Source organism: Trueperaceae bacterium (genome assembly GCA_036381035.1).
In the GTDB taxonomy this organism is placed as follows: domain Bacteria; phylum Deinococcota; class Deinococci; order Deinococcales; family Trueperaceae; genus DASRWD01.
The window spans coordinates 158063-178466 of record DASVDQ010000024.1; the positions used below are offsets into that span (position 1 = coordinate 158063).

17 protein-coding genes and 1 tRNA gene are annotated in these 20404 nt (G+C 75.7%); 9 read left to right on the forward strand and 9 right to left on the reverse strand.

All coding sequences use genetic code 11. The annotated features are described in order from the left end of the window. Positions 1-346: 346 nt before the first annotated feature. Both secG and VF202_03950 read right to left on the reverse strand, forming a co-directional pair. The gene (secG, locus tag VF202_03945; protein ID HEX7039250.1) at positions 347-571 is read right to left on the reverse strand and encodes a preprotein translocase subunit SecG; all 225 of its coding nucleotides are present in this window, start codon (positions 569-571) and stop codon (positions 347-349) included. Between the two features lie 88 nt (positions 572-659). Beyond that, positions 660-743: transfer RNA gene (locus VF202_03950), tRNA-Leu, on the reverse strand. Between the two features lie 91 nt (positions 744-834). On the opposite strand from VF202_03950, the gene purQ reads away from it, so the two are divergent. The 3 genes from purQ to purF are packed head-to-tail and all read left to right on the forward strand — an operon-like array spanning position 835 to position 5252. After that, the gene (gene purQ, locus VF202_03955) at positions 835-1542 is read left to right on the forward strand and encodes a phosphoribosylformylglycinamidine synthase subunit PurQ (protein ID HEX7039251.1); all 708 of its coding nucleotides are present in this window, start codon (positions 835-837) and stop codon (positions 1540-1542) included. After that, positions 1539-3791 carry a phosphoribosylformylglycinamidine synthase subunit PurL gene (gene purL, locus VF202_03960; protein HEX7039252.1) on the forward strand — a complete coding sequence of 751 codons (2253 nt, stop codon included), beginning with the start codon at positions 1539-1541 and terminating at the stop codon, positions 3789-3791. The genes purQ and purL overlap by 4 nt, the downstream gene beginning before the upstream one ends. A 3-nt stretch (positions 3792-3794) precedes the next feature. Continuing rightward, the gene (purF, locus tag VF202_03965) at positions 3795-5252 is read left to right on the forward strand and encodes an amidophosphoribosyltransferase (protein ID HEX7039253.1); all 1458 of its coding nucleotides are present in this window, start codon (positions 3795-3797) and stop codon (positions 5250-5252) included. A gap of 22 nt (positions 5253-5274) precedes the next feature. Here the strand turns inward: purF and VF202_03970 are convergent, their stop codons facing one another. Together VF202_03970 and VF202_03975 are read right to left on the reverse strand one after the other, a co-directional pair. Beyond that, positions 5275-6003 (reverse strand): WecB/TagA/CpsF family glycosyltransferase, encoded by a 729-nt coding sequence (locus VF202_03970; GenBank protein HEX7039254.1) that lies wholly within the window; start codon positions 6001-6003, stop codon positions 5275-5277. A gap of 5 nt (positions 6004-6008) precedes the next feature. Further along, positions 6009-6746 carry a 2-phosphosulfolactate phosphatase gene (locus VF202_03975; protein ID HEX7039255.1) on the reverse strand — a complete coding sequence of 246 codons (738 nt, stop codon included), beginning with the start codon at positions 6744-6746 and terminating at the stop codon, positions 6009-6011. A 174-nt stretch (positions 6747-6920) separates the two neighbouring features. On the opposite strand from VF202_03975, the gene bshC reads away from it, so the two are divergent. After that, the gene (bshC, locus tag VF202_03980; GenBank protein ID HEX7039256.1) at positions 6921-8498 is read left to right on the forward strand and encodes a bacillithiol biosynthesis cysteine-adding enzyme BshC; all 1578 of its coding nucleotides are present in this window, start codon (positions 6921-6923) and stop codon (positions 8496-8498) included. A 14-nt stretch (positions 8499-8512) separates the two neighbouring features. On the opposite strand, the gene guaB is transcribed toward bshC, so the two are convergent. Continuing rightward, entirely contained in the window at positions 8513-10009 is a 1497-nt protein-coding gene (gene guaB, locus VF202_03985; protein HEX7039257.1) for an IMP dehydrogenase, read from the reverse strand. 9 nt (positions 10010-10018) lie between these two features. Next, positions 10019-10474, reverse strand: coding sequence for a thioesterase family protein (locus VF202_03990; GenBank protein HEX7039258.1), 456 nt, complete (start codon positions 10472-10474; stop codon positions 10019-10021). A gap of 84 nt (positions 10475-10558) precedes the next feature. On the opposite strand from VF202_03990, the gene VF202_03995 reads away from it, so the two are divergent. The 4 genes from VF202_03995 to VF202_04010 are packed head-to-tail and all read left to right on the forward strand — an operon-like array spanning position 10559 to position 14749. Next, a complete protein-coding gene (locus tag VF202_03995) occupies positions 10559-11269 on the forward strand; it encodes a SagB/ThcOx family dehydrogenase (GenBank protein ID HEX7039259.1) in 711 nt (236 codons plus the stop codon). Positions 11270-11287: 18 nt separating this feature from the next. After that, the gene (locus VF202_04000; protein ID HEX7039260.1) at positions 11288-12487 is read left to right on the forward strand and encodes an aminotransferase class III-fold pyridoxal phosphate-dependent enzyme; all 1200 of its coding nucleotides are present in this window, start codon (positions 11288-11290) and stop codon (positions 12485-12487) included. Between the two features lie 46 nt (positions 12488-12533). Next, complete coding sequence (locus tag VF202_04005) at positions 12534-14414, forward strand: hypothetical protein (protein HEX7039261.1); 1881 nt, start codon at positions 12534-12536, stop codon at positions 14412-14414. A 26-nt stretch (positions 14415-14440) separates the two neighbouring features. Further along, a complete protein-coding gene (locus VF202_04010; protein HEX7039262.1) occupies positions 14441-14749 on the forward strand; it encodes a 4a-hydroxytetrahydrobiopterin dehydratase in 309 nt (102 codons plus the stop codon). Here the strand turns inward: VF202_04010 and VF202_04015 are convergent. Continuing rightward, a complete protein-coding gene (locus VF202_04015) occupies positions 14746-16356 on the reverse strand; it encodes a hypothetical protein (protein ID HEX7039263.1) in 1611 nt (536 codons plus the stop codon). The two genes, VF202_04010 and VF202_04015, sit on opposite strands and share 4 nt — an antisense overlap. Further along, positions 16353-17156 carry an Ig domain-containing protein gene (locus VF202_04020; GenBank protein HEX7039264.1) on the reverse strand — a complete coding sequence of 268 codons (804 nt, stop codon included), beginning with the start codon at positions 17154-17156 and terminating at the stop codon, positions 16353-16355. The genes VF202_04015 and VF202_04020 overlap by 4 nt, the downstream gene beginning before the upstream one ends. Positions 17157-17182: 26 nt before the next feature. Between VF202_04020 and VF202_04025 the strand changes: the two genes are divergently transcribed. Continuing rightward, positions 17183-19921, forward strand: coding sequence for a hypothetical protein (locus tag VF202_04025; protein HEX7039265.1), 2739 nt, complete (start codon positions 17183-17185; stop codon positions 19919-19921). Here the strand turns inward: VF202_04025 and VF202_04030 are convergent. Next, positions 19869-20402, reverse strand: coding sequence for a crossover junction endodeoxyribonuclease RuvC (locus VF202_04030; GenBank protein HEX7039266.1), 534 nt, complete (start codon positions 20400-20402; stop codon positions 19869-19871). The genes VF202_04025 and VF202_04030 overlap by 53 nt on opposite strands. Positions 20403-20404 lie beyond the last annotated feature (2 nt).

Genomic DNA, 20404 nt, shown 5'->3' on the forward strand with positions numbered 1-20404 from the left:
CCGATGTCGTAGCGACGGCCTAAGGTACCCGTTCGTCGCCGCGCCCGCAAGGCTTGCCGCACGGCCGTCCGCCGGCGGCGCCGTTACGGCGCCTCGACGAGGCGGTGAGCTCGACGCCGCCACCTCGTGGGTGCACGCTGTCCCGGTTACCCACTGCGGCGAATCTATCACCGGGGTAAAACAGCGTCAACGCGATGTGGTCGGTACTTAAGCGGGTCTGAAGGGGTCCTGAGGCCGCCCCGCGGCCGTCCCCGTCCCCACGGCGCGCGGCGCGGCAGGGCGCGCCACGAGGAGCGGCCGGCCCCGCGGGGCCGGCCGCGCGCTTCCCCCGTCCGCCCGGACGCGGTCAGCGGGGGATCACCTGCATGAGGATGGCCAGCGCGGCCCAGATGCACGCCAGGTAGATGGTGATGCGGTGCAGGCCGCCGGCCGTGCCGCCCAGCGTGCCGAACTCGGCGCCCCCGCCGCCGAGGGCGTCGCCCAGCCCGGACTGCTTCGGCTCCTGCATGAGGACGACGACGGTCAGCATGGCCGACACGATCACGAAGACTACGAGCACGATCCAGAACATCTCGCCTCCAGCGGCGTCGGCCTGATCCCTCGCGGCAGGCCGCGCTCGGGCTCTCGCGGACGGGCACCGGGCGACGCGGCCGGCAGGATGGTGCCGAGAGCGGGACTCGAACCCGCACGGGTCTCCCCGGTTGATTTTGAGTCAACTGCGTCTACCGTTCCGCCATCTCGGCAGGCCCGTCCCGCATGTTAGCCTCTGGGCAGCGGGCGTGCCAAGCGCGCCCGACCCTAGTCGGCGGCACGCCGCAGCGTTGGGAACGGCACTTGAGCGAGGCCATAGCTGTCGTCAGCTTCCCCGGCAGCAACTGCGACGCCGACGCCCACCACGCCATCAAGGAGGTGCTGGGCGCGCCCTGCCGCGTCGTGTGGCACGACGAGACCGACCTGTCCGGCTACCTGGCCGTGGTCCTGCCCGGCGGCTTCAGCTTCGGCGACTACCTGAGGGGCGGCGCGCTGGCCGCCCACAGCCCCGTGATGCGCGCCGTGGCCGGCTTCGCCCGCCGCGGCGGGCCCGTCCTCGGCATCTGCAACGGCTTCCAGGTCCTGACCGAGGCCGGGCTGCTCCCCGGCCAGCTCGCGCGCAACCGCTCGCTGGGGTTCGAGTGCCGCGACGTCCACCTCCGCGTCGAGCGCGCGTCCGCGCCGTTCACGAGCCGCCTCGCCCCGGGGCAGGTGCTGCGCCTGCCCATCGCGCACGGAGAGGGGGCCTACTACGCCGACGACGAGACCCTCGACCGGCTCGAGGGCGAGGGGCGGGTCGCCTTCCGCTACTGCGACGCCGGCGGCGCCGTGACGCCGGAGGCGAACGTGAACGGCTCGTCCCGGTCGATAGCCGGCGTCGTCAACGAGGCGGGGAACGTCATGGGCATGATGCCGCACCCCGAGCGCGCGGTCGAGCCGCTCCTCGGCTACGAGGACGGCAGGCTCGTGCTCGGCTCGCTCCTCGACGCGGTGCTGGCGGCGGCGGCGTGACGGCCTCCTCGACGCGGGCCTCGCTGCGCGACAGGTCCGCCGAGTTCGGCCTGACGCCAGAGGAGTACGACCGCGTCGTCGCCGCGCTGGGGCGCGAGCCCAACGTCACGGAGGCGGGCGTCTTCGGCGCCCTGTGGAGCGAGCACTGCGGCTACAAGAACTCGCGGCCGCTGCTCGGGCGCCTGCCCACGGTGGGCGAGCGCGTGGTCCAGGGGCCGGGGGAGAACGCCGGCGTCGTCGACATCGGCGAGGGCTGGGCCGTCGCCTTCAAGATGGAGAGCCACAACCACCCCTCCGCCGTCGAGCCGGTGCAGGGGGCGGCGACGGGCGTGGGTGGGATCCTGCGCGACATCTTCGCCATGGGCGCCCGCCCGGTGGCCGTCCTCGACTCGCTGCGCTTCGGCGAGCTCACCTCGCCGCGCAGCCGCCACCTGCTCGCCGGCGTGGTGGCCGGCATCTCCTCCTACGGCAACGCCGTGGGGGTGCCGACCGTGGGCGGCGAGCTCGAGGTCAACCCCTGCTACGAGGAGAACCCCCTCGTCAACGTCATGGCCGTGGGCCTGCTGCGCCGCGACGCGCTGAGGCGCGGCACCGTCGGCGAGGTCGGCAACAGGCTCTACTACGTCGGCTCCAAGACGGGGCGCGACGGGCTCGGCGGGGCCGTGTTCGCCTCCGCCGACCTCTCCGAGGCCTCTGAGGCCGACAGGCCCGCCGTGCAGGTGGGCGACCCGTTCCTCGAGAAGCTGCTGCTCGAGGCCTGCCTCGAGGCGATGGAGCGGGACCTGGTGGCCGGCGTGCAGGACATGGGCGCCGCCGGCCTGTCCTCGAGCGTCGCCGAGATGGCGCACCGGTCCGGCCGCGGCGTGGACCTCCACGTCGACCGCGTGCCGCGCCGCGAGGAGGGCATGACCCCGCTCGAGGTCATGCTCTCCGAGTCGCAGGAGCGGATGATGCTCGCCGCCCGCCCCGGGCGCGAGGAGGAGCTGAGGGAGCTGTTCGCCCGCTACGGCCTCGACGCCGTGGAGGTGGGCGTCGTGCGGGACCACGGCGAGCTGCGCGTGATCGACGACGGACGCGTCGTCGCCGCGCTGCCGGTCAGGGCACTGAACGAGCCGCCCACCTACGTGCGCGAGGGCGTCGAGGACCCGGCGGTGCGGGCGGCGCGCGAGCGCGACCTCACGGGCCTCGCGCCCGTCGCCGACCCCGGCGCCGCGCTGCTCGCGCTGCTCGCCGCCCCGGCGATCGCCAGCAAGGAGCCCGTCTTCCGCCGCTACGACCACCAGGTCATGACGAACACGGTGGTGCTGCCGGGGCGGGCCGACGCCGCCGTGCTGCGCGTCAAGGGCACCACGCTCGGCGTCGCCGCCACCGTCGACTGCGACTCGCGCTACACCCGCCTCGACCCCCGCCTGGGGGCCGCGCACGCCGTGGCCGAGGCCGCGCGCAACCTGAGCTGCGTCGGCGCCGAGCCCGTGGGCGTGACCGACAACCTGAACTTCGGCAACCCCACGGACCCGCACGTCTACTTCCAGCTCGAGCGATCCGTGGAGGGCATCCGCGAGGCGTGCCTCGCCCTGGGCACTCCCGTCACCGGCGGCAACGTCAGCCTCTACAACCAGTACGTCGAGGACGGGAGGGTGCGCGCCGTGCACCCCACGCCCACGATCGGCATGGTCGGCGTCCTGCGCGACGTCACGAGGCGCGCCACCCAGGAGCTCAAGCGCGACGGCGACGCCCTGCTGCTGCTCGGCGCCGGACGACCGAGCGTCGGCGCCAGCGAGTACCTCTACCGCCTCCACGGCCTCGAGGCCGGCGCGCCGCCCCACCTCGACCTGGAGGGCGAGGCCGCCCTGCAGTCCGTGGTGCGAGCGCTCGTCGCGGACGGCGTCGTCGACACCGCCCACGACGTCTCGACGGGAGGCCTGGCCGTGTGCCTCGCCGAGATGGCCGTGACGGGCGGGCGCGGCCTCTCCGCCGAGGTGCCGGACGCGGGAACGGGGGCGCTCGCGCGCGACGTCGCTCTCTTCGGCGAGTCGTCCGCCCGCGTGGTCGTGGCCGTGGAGCCGGGGCGGGTCGCCGCCGTCGAGTCCGCCTGCGCCGCGGCGGGCGTGCCGTCCGCGCGGCTGGGGCACGCGGGCGGCGACGCCCTGACCCTGAGCGTGCGCGGCGACGCCGCGCCCGTCGTCTCGCTCCCCCTGGCCGACGTCGCCGCGGCCTGGGGTCGCACGTTCGCGGAAGCGCTAGGCTGAGACGTGGACCCCTGGGAGGCGCTCCCGCTCGAGGGCGACAAGCCGCGCGAGGAGTGCGGCGTCTTCGGCGTGTACCGGCCCGCCTCCGCCGCGGGCGAGGCGGCGCCGGACCTGGCGACGCTCTGCCAGCTCGGCCTCTTCGCCCTGCAGCACCGCGGCCAGGAGTCGTGCGGCATCTGCGTCACCGACGGCGAAGAGGTGCGCATCGAGAAGGGCATGGGCCTCGTCACCCAGGTGTTCACCGAGGAGCGCCTGGCGAAGCTCGCCCTGCCCGGCGCCCGCGTCGGCGTCGCGCACACCCGCTACTCGACGACGGGCTCGAGCCTCCTCTTCAACGCGCAGCCGCTGACCGTGAGGTCGAACAAGGGCGTGCTGGCGCTCTCCCACAACGGCAACTTCACGAACGCCCGCGAGCTGAGGGACGCGATGCTAGCGGGCGGCGCGGTGTTCCAGACCACGAACGACTCGGAGGTCATGCTCAACCTCATCGCCCGCTACTCGCGGCTCGACCTGCCCAGGGCCACGGCGATGGCGATGACCGAGCTAGAGGGCGGCTTCTCGGTGGTCCTCATGGACCAGCGCCGGCTGATCGGCCTGCGCGACCGCAACGGCGTGCGGCCCCTCGTGATCGGCGCGCTGGCGGGAGGCGGCTGGGCGTTCGCCTCCGAGCCGGCGGCCCTCCACGTCGTGGGCGCCGAGTACGTCCGCGACGTGCGTCCGGGCGAGATGGTCGTGGCCGGCGACGGCGGCCTGCGCGCCGAGCAGGTGCTCGCGCCCCGCCCGACCCCCTGCTCCTTCGAGTGGATCTACTTCGCGCGCGGCGACTCGGTACTCGGCGGGGTGTCGGTCCACGAGGCGCGGGTGCGCATGGGCGAGGAGCTGGCGCGGGAGGCGCCGGTCGACGCCGACGTGGTCGTCGGCGTGCCGGAGTCGGGCCTGGCGGCGGCGCTGGGCTACGCGCGGGCCAGCGGTGTGCCCTACGACATCGGCCTCTACCGCTCGCCCTACGCCGGGCGCTCGTTCATCAACCCCACCCAGCACCTCAGGGACCAGAAGGTGAGGCTGAAGCTGGCCGCCACGACCGCCGTGGCCGGCAAGCGCGTCGTGCTCGTCGACGACTCGATCGTCAGGGGCACGACCTCGGGCCGCATCGTGAGGCTGCTCTTCGAGGCCGGCGCTACCGAGGTGCACTTCCGCGTCTCGAGCCCGCCGATCCGCTACCCGTGCTACTACGGCATCGACACCGCCGCCCGGCAGGAGCTCGCCGCCGCCACCCTGAGCGTCGAGGAGATCGGGCTGCGCATCGGTGCCACGTCGCTCGCCTACTTGGGCGAGGAAGGCCTGAGGCGCGCCCTGGGGCTGCCCGACGTCTGCCTCGCCTGCTTCAGCGGACGCTACCCCGCCGGCAAGCCGCAGGGGGCGCCGGCGACCGTCGCCGAGGCCGACGCGGCGCTGGCCTAGGACCCGGCGGAGACCGGCTCCCTCAGCCCCGGCGACGCAGGACGAGCAGGGCGAACCGCCACAGGCGCGGCGCGCGCCGCCACCGCCTCGGGTCGAGCGCGACGCGGAACAGCCACTCGAGCCCCAGGCGCGACGTCCAGCGCGGCATGCGCCGCGCGTGGCCGGCGAGGACGTCGAGGGTGCCGCCCACACCCATCATCACGGCCGCGCCCAGCTCCGCGGCGTGGCGGTGCAGGAAGGTCTCCTGGCGCTCGCCCAGGCCGGCGAGCAGCAGCCCGGCGCCGCTCTCGCGCACGGCTCGCACGACGGCCGCCGTCTCCTCCGGGCCGCCGAAGTAGCCGTGGTGGGCGCCCGCCACCCGCGTCCCGTAGCGCCTCGCGACCTCGCGTCCGGCGGCCTCGGCCACGCCGGGCCGCGCGCCCAGGAGGAAGACGGTCACCTCGCCGCCGCCCAGCTCGAGCACGCGCTGCACGAGGTCGACGCCGGGCACGCGGCCGGGCAGCGCGATGCCCTGGCGGCGGGCCGCCCAGGCCACGCCCACGCCGTCGGCGACGACGAGGTCGGCGCGCCGTATCGCCTGCGCCAACGCCTCGTCGCGGCGCGAGCGCACGACGATCTCGGGGTTCAGGGTCACGACGAGGCGCCCCGGCTCGCCCTCCGCCCGCCCGCGCCGCAGCGCGTCCAGGACCCAGGCGGCCGCTTCGTCGAGCGCGAGGGCGTCCAGGGGCAGGCCGAGGACGTAGTGGCGCACCCTGCTTAGGCGGGCTCCGGCCGCGCGAAGCGGTAGAGGGGCGCGACGCCGCCCGTCTCCACCGCCGTGAGGAGCGGCGCGGTGGGGGAGAGCGAGGCGGCGCCGGCCAGGCCCAGGTCCTGGTCGCTGCCCAGGGCGCGCAGGTAGTTGCCCACCGACGAGTGCCAGAGCGCCTCGATGGGGTCGGGGTAGGAGCGCAGCATGGCCACGGCCAGGGCGGTGGCCCCGGTGTGGGCGGCGCCGTCGCCCGTGACGGAACGCAGGAGCCCGGCGATGAGCCCCGCCGCCAGCGCGTCGTCGAGGTCCGGCTCGCCGGCGAAGCCGGAGCATACGAGGTAGACCTTGCCGCGCGAGCGGCTGGCGGCCAGCTCGGCGGCGGCGCGCGCGTTGAGCAGCGAGGCGAGCACGACGGCGGGGGCGGTCGAGACGACGGCGAGGGCCCTGGGGGCGTTCTCGGTGAGGATCACCGCCGACCGGCCCCTCACGTCGAGGCGGCGCAGCGCGGCCGGCGACGTGCCGTGGTTGAAGCGCTCGGGCGGGAAGCCGCCGCGCTCGCCCATGAGCAGGACCGCCGGGTCGGCGTCGGCCTCCTGCCGCGCCCGGCGCACCGAGCCGGTGAGGGCGAAGCGCTCGAGGCCGAGGTCGAGGAGCATCGGCGCCAGGGTGCCCGTGCGGAGCACGTCGATGAGTACGACGACGTCGTCGTAGGGTCCAGCGGGTGCCAGGTCTGTGTGGATCTGCATGTTGCCTCGGGCCGGCCCGCCCGCGGAAGGCGGCAGGCGTCCTCCCCCCGGACGGGACGTCGGGTCGACGCCTGGGGCGCCGAGCACGGGGACTCTACCACTGCCGCGCCGGCCGTTGACGTGACGGACGCATGGCGCGACCCGCGCGCCCGGCGCGTCCCGGTAGAGTGCTCCGTGCGACAGGACATGCGACCTCCCGACCTCCGGACCGCCTACCTCGCAGGGGGCCTAGAGCCCTTCTTCCAGCTCGCGCCGGGCGACGTCGGCGCGGCGCTGGGCCTGCGCCGCGAGGTCGACCGGGCGGCGCTCGCCGCGGCGGTGAGGCCGCACGCTCAGCGCCTGGGCGCGCCGGAGGAGTCGCTGCGCAGCCTGGAGAGGCTGGCGCACCCGCGGGCGATGGCCGTCGTCACCGGGCAGCAGGCTGGCCTCCTCACGGGCCCCCTGTACACGCTCGCGAAGGCGCTGACGGCGGTGAGGCTGGCGGAGCGGCTGGACACCGAGGACCGCCCCGTGGTGCCGGTGTTCTGGGTGGCCAGCCAGGACCACGACGTCGCCGAGGTCGACCACGCCTACCTCCTCGACGCGTCGGAGACGCTGCGGCGCGTGGAGGTGCGCCTGCCGGAGGGCGTGGCCGTGGGCCGCATACCGCTCACCGGCGACATGGAGGCGGCCATCGCCGCGTCGCTGGGCCAGCACACGCCGCGCCCGCCGTGCGAGGGGGAGGTCGTGTCGCTCCTGCGCGAGACGGCGGCGGTCGCGCGCGGCTTCGCGGACTGGTTCGCGGCGCAGCTCTACCGGCTGCTCGCGGGCACGGGCATCGTGATCGTCGACCCGCTGGAGCCGGCCGTGGCGAGCCTCTTCGCGGGCGTGCTGGAGCGGGAGCTCGACGACCCCCTCGAGGGCCCCGCCCGCGTGAACGAGGCCGGGAAGCGCCTGCGGCGGCTGGGGTACGCGCCGCAGCTCGGCCGGGCCGAGGGCGCCACGAACCTGTTCGTCGAGCTGCCGGGCGCGGGCGGCCTGCCGCAGCGGCAGCTGCTGCGGGCCGAGAACGGCGGCTTCGTGGCGGGCGGCATCCGCCTGACGAAGCGCGACGTGCTGGCGCGTCTGCGCGAGGACCCCACGTCGGTGACGCCCGCGGCCGGCCTGCGTCCCGTGGTGCAGGACGCTCTGCTGCCCACCGCCGTCGCGGTGCTGGGCCCCGGCGAGCTCGCCTACGTGGCGCAGCTCCGCGGCGTCTACGAGCTGCACGGCGTGCCCATGCCGCTGGCGTGGCCGCGGGCCACGGTGACCGTGATCGAGCCGGCGGCGGCGCGCCTGCTCGACGTGCACGGCCTCACCGCGGCCCGCCTGCGCGCCGACCCCGACGGCGAGCTGGAGCGGGTGCTGCTCGCGCGGCACGGCGCCGCCGGCGCGTTCAACCGCGCGACCAAGGACCTAGAGGCGTCGTTCGAGGAGCTGCTGGCCCACGTGGACGGCGTGGACCCCACGCTGCGCGGCACCGTCAAGCGCGGCCGACGGCACCTGGAGGCGACGCTGGAGCGCCTGCGCGGCAAGACGGCGGCGGCGCTGGCGCGCCGCGACGCCGAGACGAGGCGGCAGTTCGAGCGCCTGCGCGCCCACCTCCTGCCGCTCGGCCAGCCGGCCGAGCGCGTGCTCTCGCCCTACAGCCACGCGCTGAAGTTCGGCCTCGGGCCGCTGCTCCGGCTGCTGGAGCAGGTGGGCGAGTCGGGGGACCACGAGCTGCGCCTGTGACGGGCGCCGCCGCGTCAGCGGCTGACCGAGTAGTTCGGGGCGTCGGCGGTGATCGTGACGTCGTGCGGATGCGACTCGACGAGGCTGGCCTGCGTGATCTGCACGAAGCGCGCGCCCTCGCGGAACGCCTCCATGTCGGGCGCGCCGCAGTACCCCATGGCGGAGCGCAGCCCGCCGGCGAGCTGGTAGAGCACGTCCCTCACGGGTCCCTTGTAGGCGACGATGCCCTCGATGCCCTCGGGCACCAGCTTCTCTCGGCCCTTGGCGCCGTCCTGGAAGTAGCGGTCGGCGCTGCCGCCGGCCATCGCGCCGAGGCTCCCCATGCCGCGGTAGGCCTTGTAGCGTCGGCCGTCGCGCAGTACCTCCTCGCCGGGCGCCTCGGTCGTGCCGGCCAGGAGCGAGCCCATCATCACGCTGTCGGCCCCGGCGGCCAACGCCTTGGCGATGTCGCCCGAGTACTTCACGCCGCCGTCGGCGATCAGCGTGACCCCGGCGCCGCGCGTGACGTCGGCGACCGCGAGGATCGCCGAGAGCTGCGGCATGCCGACGCCGGTGACGACCCGGGTCGTGCAGATCGAGCCGGGGCCGACGCCCACCTTCACGCCGTCGGCGCCGCGCTCGACGAGGTCGGCGGCCGCCTCCGCCGTGGCGACGTTGCCGGCCACGACCTCGACCGCGTACGACTCCTTCAGGTAGGAGAGGGCGTCGAGGACGCCCTGGCTGTGTCCGTGGGCGGAGTCGAGCACCAGCACGTCGACCCCGGCCTCGACCAGCGCCGCGGCGCGGGCCTCGAGGTCGGCGGCGACGCCCACCGCCGCCGCGACGCGCAGGCGCCCGAGCGCGTCCTTCGCCGCGTGCGGGTACTCGACGGCCTTGTTGATGTCCTTGATCGTGATGAGACCGCGCAGCCGGCCGTCGTCGTCGACGACCAGCAGCTTCTCGACCTTGTGCCGCCTCAGCACCTCCCTGGCCTCCACCAGGGTCGTGCCCACCGGCACGGTGATCAGCCCCTCCGAGGTCATGAGCTCGGTGACGTTGCGGCCCATGTCGTCCTCGAAGCGCAGGTCGCGGTTCGTGAGTATGCCGGCGAGGCGGCCGTCCTCCTCGACGATCGGCACGCCGCTGATGCGGTACTCGCGCATCAGGCGGTGGGCGTCGCCGACCGTCGCGCCCTTGCCCAGGGTGATCGGGTCGACGATCATCCCCGACTCCGAGCGCTTGACCTTGCGCACCATCTCGGCCTGGGCCTCCACCGGCATCTTCTTGTGGATCACGCCGATGCCGCCGTTGCGGGCCATGGCGATCGCCATGCTCGTCTCGGTGACGGTGTCCATGGCGGCGGAGACGAGCGGCACGTTGAGGCGCACGCCCGGGGTGAAGCGCGTGCCGAGGTCGACGTCGCGCGGCAGGACCGCGCTGCGGGCCGGCACCAGCAGCACGTCGTCGAAGGTCAGCGCCGTGCCCACGAGCTTCGCCTGGGCCGAGCGGGCCCTCGCTACCGTCTCAGTCATGAACCCTCCTCAGGCCGCCCTCGCCAGGCTGGCTAGCCACCTGTCCGGCATGCGCACGGCGCGCCCGCTCCTGTCGGTCGGCACGTGCTCGGTCCTGCCCGTGGCGACGAGCTCGCCGCCCGGGAGCCTATGGAGCCTGTAGTCGAAGGCCACGCGCCGGCTGCGCGCGTCGACCATGGTGGACACCACCGCCACCTCGTCGTCGAAGCGGACGGCGCTGCGGTAGACGACCTCGAGCCGCGACACGGCGAGCGAGAGGCCCGACGCCTCCATCTCGCGGTAGGAGAGGCCGCGCTCGCGCATCCACTCGACGCGCCCGGCCTCGAACCAGACGGGGTAGACCGAGTGGTGGACGACGCCCATCTGGTCGCTCTCGGCGAAGCGCGCGCGCACCACGGTGACGGTGTCCCGCGGGCCGGTCCTCAGCGCTGCCGCCTCGTCGGTTGGGGGGTTCGTCGTCGTCACGCGCCTCGCACCGTTCCTCGGGAGAGCATAGCGCCGCCGGGGCGCCCGCTGGGGCCGATGGTAGACTCCGCGAGGGAGCGAGCCGTGAGCAGCCGCAAGCCGCGCTCGATCGGCGCGGAGTTCCAGTCCCAGACCAAGTTCCGGCGCGGCCAGCTCCCCGCGGCGCGCGGCCGCGTCGCGCCCGCGTTCAAGGTCTACGCCAACCCCAAGGAGATCGCCAAGCTGCCGCAGCCGCACCTCAAGGGCGGCACCGGCGTGTGGACCGCGATGTCCTCGGCCCGCGGCGAGGCCGAGGGCGGACGCATCAAGGACGCGCAGCTCTCGCAGCTCCTGTGGGCGGCGGCCGGCTTCACGATGGGCGGCGAGCGCGTGCCGGCCAGCGCTCAGGGCGTCTCGTCGGTCGAGGTCTACGTCCTCGCGCTCCAGGTGCGCAACCTGCTCGCCGGCGTCTACCACTACGACCCGCGCGAGCACAGCCTGGCGCACCTCAGCGTCGGGGACCCGCTGCCGGCGCTGGCGGAGGCGCTCCTCACCGACGTCGACCTGACGGCGCAGGCGGCGCTGCTCTGCTTCACCGGCGTCCCTGACAGGCACCGGGCGGCCGACGGCGGGCGCAGCTACCGCTACCTCTACCTGGACGCCGGCGCGGCGGCGCAGAGCGTCGCGCTCGCCGCCGGCGCCATGGGCCTGGCCACGCGTCTGCTGACGGACTTCTACGACGACGAGCTCGCGGAGCTCCTGAAGGTCGACGGGCGCGACGAGCACCCGCTGTGCCTGGTGGCCGTCGGCCCGTGAGCGGAAAGGTAGACCGGTATGTCCACTGACGTGACGGCGGTCGCGGGAGGGAACGCCGCGGTCCTCGAGAGGCTGGAGCGCCACGCCCCCGGCCTGTGGCACCCTCGGGTCGCGTTCGTGCGCGGCGAAGGCGCGCTGCTCTACGACGCCGACGGCAGGGAGTACATCGACTGCCTGGCCGGCATCGGCGTCGCCAGCGTCGGCCACGGCAACCAGAGGCTGGCCGCGGCAGTCGCGGAGCAGGCGGCCCGCCTGATCGTCTGCCCCCAGAACCTCGGCAGCGACGTGCGCGCGCGCTTCCTCGAAGAGCTGTTCACGTTCCTGCGCCCGCCCCTCGAGCGCGTCTTCCTGTCGAACTCCGGCGCCGAGGCCAACGAGGCGGCGCTGAAGTGGGCGCGCGTCGCCACGGGCCGCTCGCGCTTCGTGGCCATGAGGCGCGGCTTCTCCGGCCGCACGTTGGGCGTGCTGCCCCTCACCTGGGAGCCCAAGTACCGCGAGCCGTTCGAGCGCGGCGAGCCCACCGTGACGTTCGTGACGCTCGGCGACGAGGACGAGCTGGCGGCGGCGGTCACCGAGGAGACGGCCGCCGTGGTCATCGAGCCCATCCAGGGCGAGAGCGGCATCCGGCCCGCGCCGGAGTCGTACCTGCGCCTGGCCCGCGAGCTGACCAGGGAGCGCGGCGCCCTCCTCGTGCTCGACGAGATCCAGAGCGGTGTCGGCCGCACCGGCACGTTCCTCGCCTCCGAGCCGTCCGGCGTGGAGCCCGACGTCGTCACGCTGGCCAAGGGCCTGGCCGGCGGCGTGCCGATCGGCGCGACGGTCATGACCGCCGCGGTGGCGGCGGCCATGCCGCCCGGCGGGCACGGCACGACCTTCGGCGGCAACCCGCTGTCGGCCGCGGCGGGCCTGGCCGTCCTCGAGGAGATCAGGGAGCGCGACCTCATGGGCCGCGCCTCCCGGCTGGGCGAGAGGCTGATGGCGGGCCTGCGCGCCCTCGGCGACCCCAGGGTCGTCGAGGTCCGCGGGCGCGGGCTGATGGTGGGGATGGAGCTCCGCACGCCGGTGGCGCCGCTGGTGTCGGCGCTCCTCGAGGCCGGGGTCGTCACGACGTCGGGCGGCAGCCACACCCTGCGCTTCCTGCCGCCGCTGGTGATCGAGGAGGCGCAGGTCGACGAGGTCGTGGCCCGCGTCGGCTGGGCGCTCGCGGGGCTGTCGTGAGGAACTCCTGAGCGGCCCGTGAAGGCGCCTGGTTAGGATGGCCGCGATGGGCCAGGTCGAAGCCCTCGCGCTCGAGCTCCTCGAGTACAAGGTGGAGGAGTACGTCGCCAAGCGGAGCGTCCGCGGGGGCGTCAAGACGATGTGGGACCTGCTCGAGCTCGTCACCCGCGAGCGCGAGCGCCTCACCTCGGAGCAGCGCGCGCGCCTCGACCAGGTGACGGCGGCGCTGCAGGCGGCGGGCGGCGCCAAGGACCCGGGGCCAGGCAGGGCGCTGGACATCGACACGCTCTTCCTGGGCACCGAGCCGGACGTGGAGCTCGCCGAGGACGAGGCGCCGGCCCGGCCGCCGGACACGCCCGAGGAGCGCGAGGAGCACGCGGTGCTGCAGCGCCTGGCGCGGCGGGTGTGGTGGGACGAGCTCGACGGCTTCGTGCAGCAGCTCGCGGCCAGCTGGCGCTCCCAGCGCGACCGCTACGCCGCCCGCATCGCCTACGCCACCCTGCAGAACCTCAAGCGCAACGTCCTCAGGGAGGCGTTCGTCCGCGACTCCAGCCTGCGCGGCTTCAAGGTCGTCGAGCCGATCCCGTCGCTGGCCGACCCGCTCGTCTCGCTCTCCGACGTCGACTCCCTGGCCGAGATCGCCCGCGACCTCATCAACCTGATCATGACGATCGGCAAGGAGGGCGGCCCGCTCCCCGAGGTCGCCGTGCCCGAGTCGCAGGCGCTGCAGTACGTCAGGCAGGCGGCGCTGGCCGTGGCGGCCGACCCCTACGCCGGGCGCAACTCGCCGATCGACCCGCGCCTGCCGAGCAGCCGCCAGCTGCGCCTGGCGATACAGGAGCTGAACAGGGAGATGCTGCCCGAGGAGCAGAAGGCCGTGCAGCGCCGCGAGCTCGAGAGGCGCCTGGGCGAGGCGCTGGCGATGGAGCGGAACGAGCGCATGATGTTCCACCGCGACGCGGCCATGCTCCAGGACGTCGTCCACACGTTCTTCGAGCGCCTGGCCGACTACCTGCCGACCTCCGTGGGCGGGCGCGCCAGCGGGCCGCAGCTCGGCGGCGGCGTGCTCTTCGGCGTGAACCCGGCGCTGCGCGTCGAGCACATCAGCCCGGCGACGACGGAGATCACCGTGCGCCTGGTGGGCCCGGTGCGCCTGTCGATGGGCGGCCACGACTTCGCGTTCTCCGGCGCGGGCGCCTCGCGCGTGCTGTTCGTCGACGACCAGGAGGTGAGCCTCACCGGCGCCTCCGTCGTGCAGCTCGGCCGCGAGCGCCTCGCGGTCTTCCGCGAGGGCGATTACGTCCACCTGCGCCTGCGCGACGAGGGGCGCAGCCTGGCGCTGCGCCTCGCCGAGGCGCTCGTGGTCCTCCACGTGCTGACGAGCCCCAGGCGCGAGGACCTGCTCACCGTCGCGAAGGTCATCGCCAACACGGTCAGGGGGGAGCCCCAGGAGCTCGTCGTGCAGGCCCTCAACCGTGCCAACCACATCTCGTCGCGCGCCCCCGACAGGCGCCAGGCGCTCACGGGGCTGCTGCGGGGCGCGGCGCGCGCCACGGGCGTCGACCTCGACAACGCCACGGTCGCGGCGCTCGTCGACAAGATCATGGACGCCGTGACGCTCGACCCCGGCGACGTCGAGGGGGCGCTGGAGCGGGCCCAGGCCGACGAGCAGTCGTTCCACTCGCTCACGGGAGAGCCGCTCACCGTGGAGCTGGCGGGGCAGAAGATCACGGTGCGCCAGTACCGCGGGCGGACCCGCGGCTCCCAGGAGAGCCTCGTGGCGATGCTGCCAGGGCAGGTGCTGGGGTCGTTCACCGACTACCTGATCGCGCCCCTCGGCGCGGGTACCCTGCTCTTCGTCCGCGGCGACACCGACCTGGCCGTCCTCCACCTGGCCAAGGCGAGGCTCTTCTCGACGGCCGTCTGAGCGTCGCGGCGGAGGGGAGACGCCCCATGCCGCAGGCCATGACAGACGAAGAGGTGCGCGAGGCCCTGGCGGGGCTGCCCGGCTGGAGCGCCGGCGCGGCGGCCCTGACCAAGGAGCTCTCGTTCGACGGCTTCTCCGCGGCCTTCGCGTTCCTGACGCGCGTGGCCCTGCTCGCCGAGAAGCGGGGCCACCACCCCGACTTCCACTGCTCCTACTCCCGCGTGAGGCTCGAGCTGCGCAGCCACGACGCCGGCGGGGTCACGGCGCGCGACCTCGAGCTGGCCCGGGCGATCGAGGCCCTGCTGCCTTCTCCGGCGAGGCCCGGCGAGGCCTAGGGCGCTCCGCCAGGGTCGTCGCCGGGTTCGCCCGGCTCGTCGGGTCCGTCCGGCTCGTCGGGCTCGTCGGGTCCTTCGGGCTGGTCGGGTCCCTCCGGCCCGCCCGGCTGCTCGGGCTCGGGCTCTCCCTGCGGCTCGGGACCCGCGCCCTCCCGGGCGCCGCCTCCCTCCTCGTCCGGCGACGGGGCGCCGGCGGGCGCGGTGAAGCGGTACGACCGCCTCAGGACCGCGACGTCGTCGTCGTCGACGTCGCCGTCGCCGTCGAGGTCCCCGCGCACGTTGACGCCGGCCTGGCCGTAGGCCGCCGCCAGCTCGAGCAGGTCGCCGAAGCCGACGACCCCGTCGCGGTCGAGGTCGGCGGGGTCGAAGGACGTCAGCGCCGCCAGCTCGGCCAGCTCGGCCTCGCCGGGCAGCGCCGCCGGGTCGGTCAACGCCATCGCCATCACGCCGCTGGGCGTGGGCGGCAGGCCGAGGAGGGCGCCCACCTCGTGCCGCAGCGCGGCGGCCAGGAGCTCGTGCTCCTCCGGGCGCACCAGCACGCGGACCTCGCGCCCCTCGGCGAGCGTGAGGGTGAGCACGGCCGGGCCGAACAGGGCCGGGTCCCCGTAGGCGAAGGCGTGGTCGGCGTCGGGGCTCCGCGACACCTCCACGGTGTCCGGCGCGAGCTCCTCCCAGGCCGCGGCGGCCGCCGCGAGCCTGTCGGACAGCAGCAGCGGGCCCCCCGCGTCGTCGACCGCGTACGCGGCCTCCACCCGTGCCGCGGGCGCCGGCGGGGCCGGCTCGGCCTCGGACGCCTCGCCGACCTCCTCTTCGGGCGGCGCGGGCTCGGCCCCGCCCTCCTCGCCGGGCGGCGCGGGCTCGGCCCCGCCCTCCTCCCCGGGCGGCGCGGGCCGTCCGCCTTCCTCTCCAGGCGGCGCGTCGGGCCCGTCGCCGCCGGGCTCGCCCGCGGGCGGAGCCGCGTCAGCCGGCGGCGGGGCCTCGCCGGCCAGGGCCCGGCGCACGACCTCGAGCACGGACTCCACCGCCGTGGGGCCTTCCGCGCGCACGAGGGCGCCGGCGGGGTCGAGCCCCAGGAAGCGCCCCTGGGCGTCGACGAGGCCCGCCCCGTCCTCGCGCCACAGGCCCTGGGCGAAGCCGACGACCGGCGACGCCAGGCCCGCCGCGGCGTGTAGCGCCACGAGTACCTCGTCGCCGGGGCGCCAGGCCGGGCTGCCCGGCACGATCAGGCGCCTGCCCTCCGCCTCGCCGCCCAGGACCTCGATCACGACCTCCTCGCGCGGCGCCTCGTCCTCGCCGGCCTCCGGGTCGTCGGTGAGCCACTCGCGCACCTCGAGCGTCACGACGGTCCACACCCCCGCGTCGTCGGCGCGGGTCGTCACGTCGGCGACCCTGGCCGTGAGCACGGCGTCGGCGAGGTCGAGGACCTCGTAGGGCGTCAGGGCCACGTACGTGGTGGCGAGCGCGGTGCCGGGCGTGCCCAGGAGCAGCGCCAGGGCGCCGAGGAGCGCGCCGCGGGCCCGTGCGCCCCTGACGCGCGCACCGCGGAGGCTCGTACGACCGCTCCACGAGGCGAGCACCCGCGTGGTCCGTCCCCTGCGCGGCCTCACAGGAGGCCCTCGCCCTCGCCCGGCTCCGCGGGCTGCCGGGGCCGCGGCGTGCCGCCCTCGGTGAGCTCGGCCGTCTCCCTGACGAGGCCGCCGCCGCGGCGGGAGGCGAACTCGGTGATGCTCGTGAGCCTGAGCACGGCGGGGGGCGCCAGCGGCACGAGCTCGAAGCGGAACAGCTCCGCCTCGCCCGAGACGGTCCCGCCGAGCGCCGCCAGGTCGACCTGCAGGCGTCCCGGGCCGACATCGGTGAACAGCGCCACGTCGTCCCGCGACGGGCGCACGCTGTCCTCGACCAGGGCGAAGGCGCCGGCGTCCCAGGTGACGAGCGTCGACAGGCCCTGCAGCGCGCGGGCGGCGCCCAGGCGGGCGCGCAGCGTCACGCTGCCCCTGACCTCGGTGTCGGGCGGGGCGAACGAGAGCGCCGGCGGCGGGGGCTGGACGACGCGCAGCACGAACTCCTGGAACGTCGAGGAGAGGTCGGCGTCGGAGACGACGAGCGTGAACTCGTAGGTGCCGACCTCGGTGGGCGTGCCCTGGAGCACGCCGCCGACGAGCTCGATCCCGGGAGGCAGCGCGCCGCCCTCGAGGCGGAACTCGTACGGCCGCAGGCCGCCGACGGCGTGCACGGGGGCGCGGTAGGGCTCGTTCACGATCGCCTCGGGCACGTCGGGGGCGAGGAAGCGCAGGGCCTCGCCCGGGGCGGCCAGCTCGCCGGCGCAGGCCGCCAGCAGCAGCGCCAGCGACGCCGCGCGCGCCGCCCGCCACGGCCCCCTCGCTCCGCCCGAAGACCTCCTGCCCACGCGGGTGAAAGCCTACCCTATGCCGCATGGGCACCGACCCGCCGACCGCCACCCTGCGCCGCGTCGCCGTCGCGGACCGGGGCGCGCGCTCGGCGCAGGCCGGTACGCTCGAGGTGCCGCTGTCGCCGGCGGTGCCGCGCGACCTCCGCCGCCGCCTGCACGTCACCAGGGCGTCGCGCGAGCGCTACGCCGTGCCCGCGGACTCCTTCGGCCTCGGCGGACGGCTGCTGCGCGTCGACGCCGCGTCCGCGGCGCGCATCGCCGCGGCGCTGAGGTCCGAGGGCGGGGCCGGTGAGGGCGCCTCCGCCGCCCTCGTCGCCGCGTCCGTCGTGCTGCACGAGCTGATGCACGCCGTGCTCGCCACGGCGCCGTGGCGGGACGCCGCGCTGGGCGAGCTGCGGCGGCGCCTGGGGGAGGGCGGCGCCGACGCGGCGCTCGCGGCCTTCGGCAGCGTCTACCAGGTGCCCGGGCACGGAGGCGACCCCGCGGAGCTCGCCGAGGAGCTGGCCCTCCTCGGACTGGCCGCCGACGACGCCGCTCTCGCCCCGCTGGCCGCCCTGTTCGACCCCGGAGGGTCCAGGTCCGTTCTGGAGCCCGCCTGGACGGCGCTCCACACCGGGCTCGCCGCCACGGACGCGCCCGCCCTCCCCGGCCCCGACGCGGGCGGGCAGGGGGCCCAGGCGCCGGGCGGGCCTGCGGCCGCCGCCGTCATCGCGTCGGCGGGCGCAGCGAGCCTGCTGGACCTCCTGACGCTGCCCCGGCGCCTGCACCCGACCTCGCTGGCCGCGCGCCTCGAGGCCGCGCTGGCGCTGTGGCGCCACGTGCTCGGGCCGGGCGCCGGGGAGCTGGTGAGGCGGGCGCTGCGCGCGCTCGACCAGCTGCGCGAGGAGGAGCGGCGCGCGCCCGGCGCCGGCGGTCCGCCCGGCCCGCCGCCGGCCTGGCAGCGCGCCGCCGGCCCGCGGGGCGAGCCGCGCTACGCGCGCGAGGAGCCGTGGATGCGCTCGGCGCGGATCGTCGCGAAGGTCCTCCCGGTGTGGCTGGCGCAGCTGTCGGCCTGGCACGGCGTGAGCGTCACGCGCCTCGACGAGGTGCCGGAAGAAGCCCTCGCCGACCTGGCCGCCGACGGCTTCGACACCCTCTGGCTCGTCGGCGTGTGGGAGCGCAGCGCGGCCTCCCGCGCGGTCAAGCGGCTCCAGGGCCTGCGGGCCGACCTCGGCAGCGCCTACGCCGTGCACGACCACGTCGTGGCCGACGCGCTCGGCGGCGAGGAGGCGCTGGCGCGCCTGCGCGAGAGGGCCGCGCGTCATGGGATCAGGCTGGCAGCGGACCTGGTGGCGAACCACACGGCGATCGACTCGCGCTGGGTCGAGGAGCACCCCGACTGGTTCGTGCAGGCCGAGGAGCCGCCGTTCCCCGCCTACTCGTTCACGGGGCCGGACCTGAGTCCCGGCCGGCCGTTCGCCGTGCGCATCGAGGACGGCTACCTGACGGGCCGCGACGCGGCCGTCGTCTTCGAGCGCCTGGACCGCGCCACGGGCGAGCGGCGGTACCTCTACCACGGCAACGACGGCACCGGCCTGCCGTGGAACGACACGGCCCAGGTCGACTTCCTGAACCCCGAGGCCAGGCGCGCCGTCGTCGACACGGTCGTGGCGGCCGCGCGCCGCTTCCCGGTGCTGCGCTTCGACGCGGCCATGACGCTGGTGCGGGACCACGTCAGGCGCCTGTGGCACCCGCGCCCCGGCGAGGGCGGCGCCGTGCCGTCGCGCAGCGCGCTGGCGCGCGGGGAGGAGGCGTTCGACACCCTCCTGCCCGGCGAGTTCTGGGCCGAGGTCGTGGAGGCGGTCGAGGAGCGCGCCCCCGGCACGATGCTGATCGCCGAGGCGTTCTGGCTGCTGGAGGAGGCGTTCGTCGGGCGCCTCGGCATGCACCGCGCCTACAACAGCGCCTTCATGCGGCTCCTGGCGTCCCGCCGCGACGGCGAGCTGCGCCGCCACCTGCGGGACGTGCTGCGGCGCGACCCCCGCGTGCTCGAGCGCTACGTGAACTACCTGACCACGCCGGACGAGCCGAGCGCCCGCGCCGCGTTCGGCGCCGGCGACCGCTACTTCGGGCTCGCCACGCTGCTGTGCACGCTGCCCGGCACGCCGCTGTTCGGTCACGGCCAGGCCGAGGGGCTGGAGGAGTCGTACGGCATGGAGTTCGCGGCGCCGCGCATGGGCGAGCGACCCGACACCGACTTCAGGGAGCGGCACCGGCGCGAGCTCGCTCCCCTCCTGAGGGAACGCGAGCGCTTCGCCGCGGCCGACGGCCTGACGCTCCTGCGGGTGCTGGGCGCGGGCGGCGCGGAGCTCGAGCGCGTGCACGCCCACTGCTTCGCTTCCCGCGAGGGCCGCGGGGCGGCTCTCGTCGCCTTCAACCACTCCGATGAGCCGGTCGCCGGCACGCTGGTCGCGCCCGCCGGGCCGGCGTGGGAGGCGCTGGGGCTGCCGCTGCCGCGGGACGGCGAGCGCCTCGTCGCGCGCCGCCACCCACACGGCGACGCCGCGTCGTGGACGAGGGAAGACCTCCTCGGCGGCTGGCGCGTGGAGCTGCGTCCGTTCGAGGCCGTCGTCTACCTCGACGTGAGGCTCGAGGCGCTGCCGACCGCGGCGGCGGCTCCCCCCGCGCCGCGGCGCCGCGCCCCCGGCGACGCGCCGGCGCGGGCGGCGGCTAAGAGGCGCGCCCGCTCACGGCGGCGAGGCGGCGGCTCTGCAGGTGCGTGAGGGCGAGCGCCAGGGCGTCGGCCTCGTGGTCGCTGGCCGGCCGCCGCGGCAGACGCAGCAGCGCGCGGACCATGTAGGCGACCTGCCCCTTGTCGGCGCGGCCGGTGCCGACCAGCGCCTGCTTGACCTCGAGGGGACCGTACTCGTGCACGGGCAGGCCCAGGTCGGCGGCGCAGAGCAGCACGACGCCGTACGCCTGTCCGACCTTGAACGACGTCGCCTTCTGGCGGTGGAAGAACTGGGACTCGAGCACGACGGCGTCCGGCCGGTGCTCGGCGAGGAAGGCCATGACCTCGTCCCTGAGCGCGCGCAGGCGCGCCGAGGCGGGCAGCCTGGCGCTGGTCGTGACCAGGCGCGAGCCGAGGAGGCGCGCGTCCGGGCGCGCCTCCTCGACGGCTCCCAGTCCCAGGTGAGCGAGCCCCGGGTCCACGCCGACGGCGCGGAAGCCCCGCGCGCGCGGCGCCGGCGTGCCCCTCTCCACGC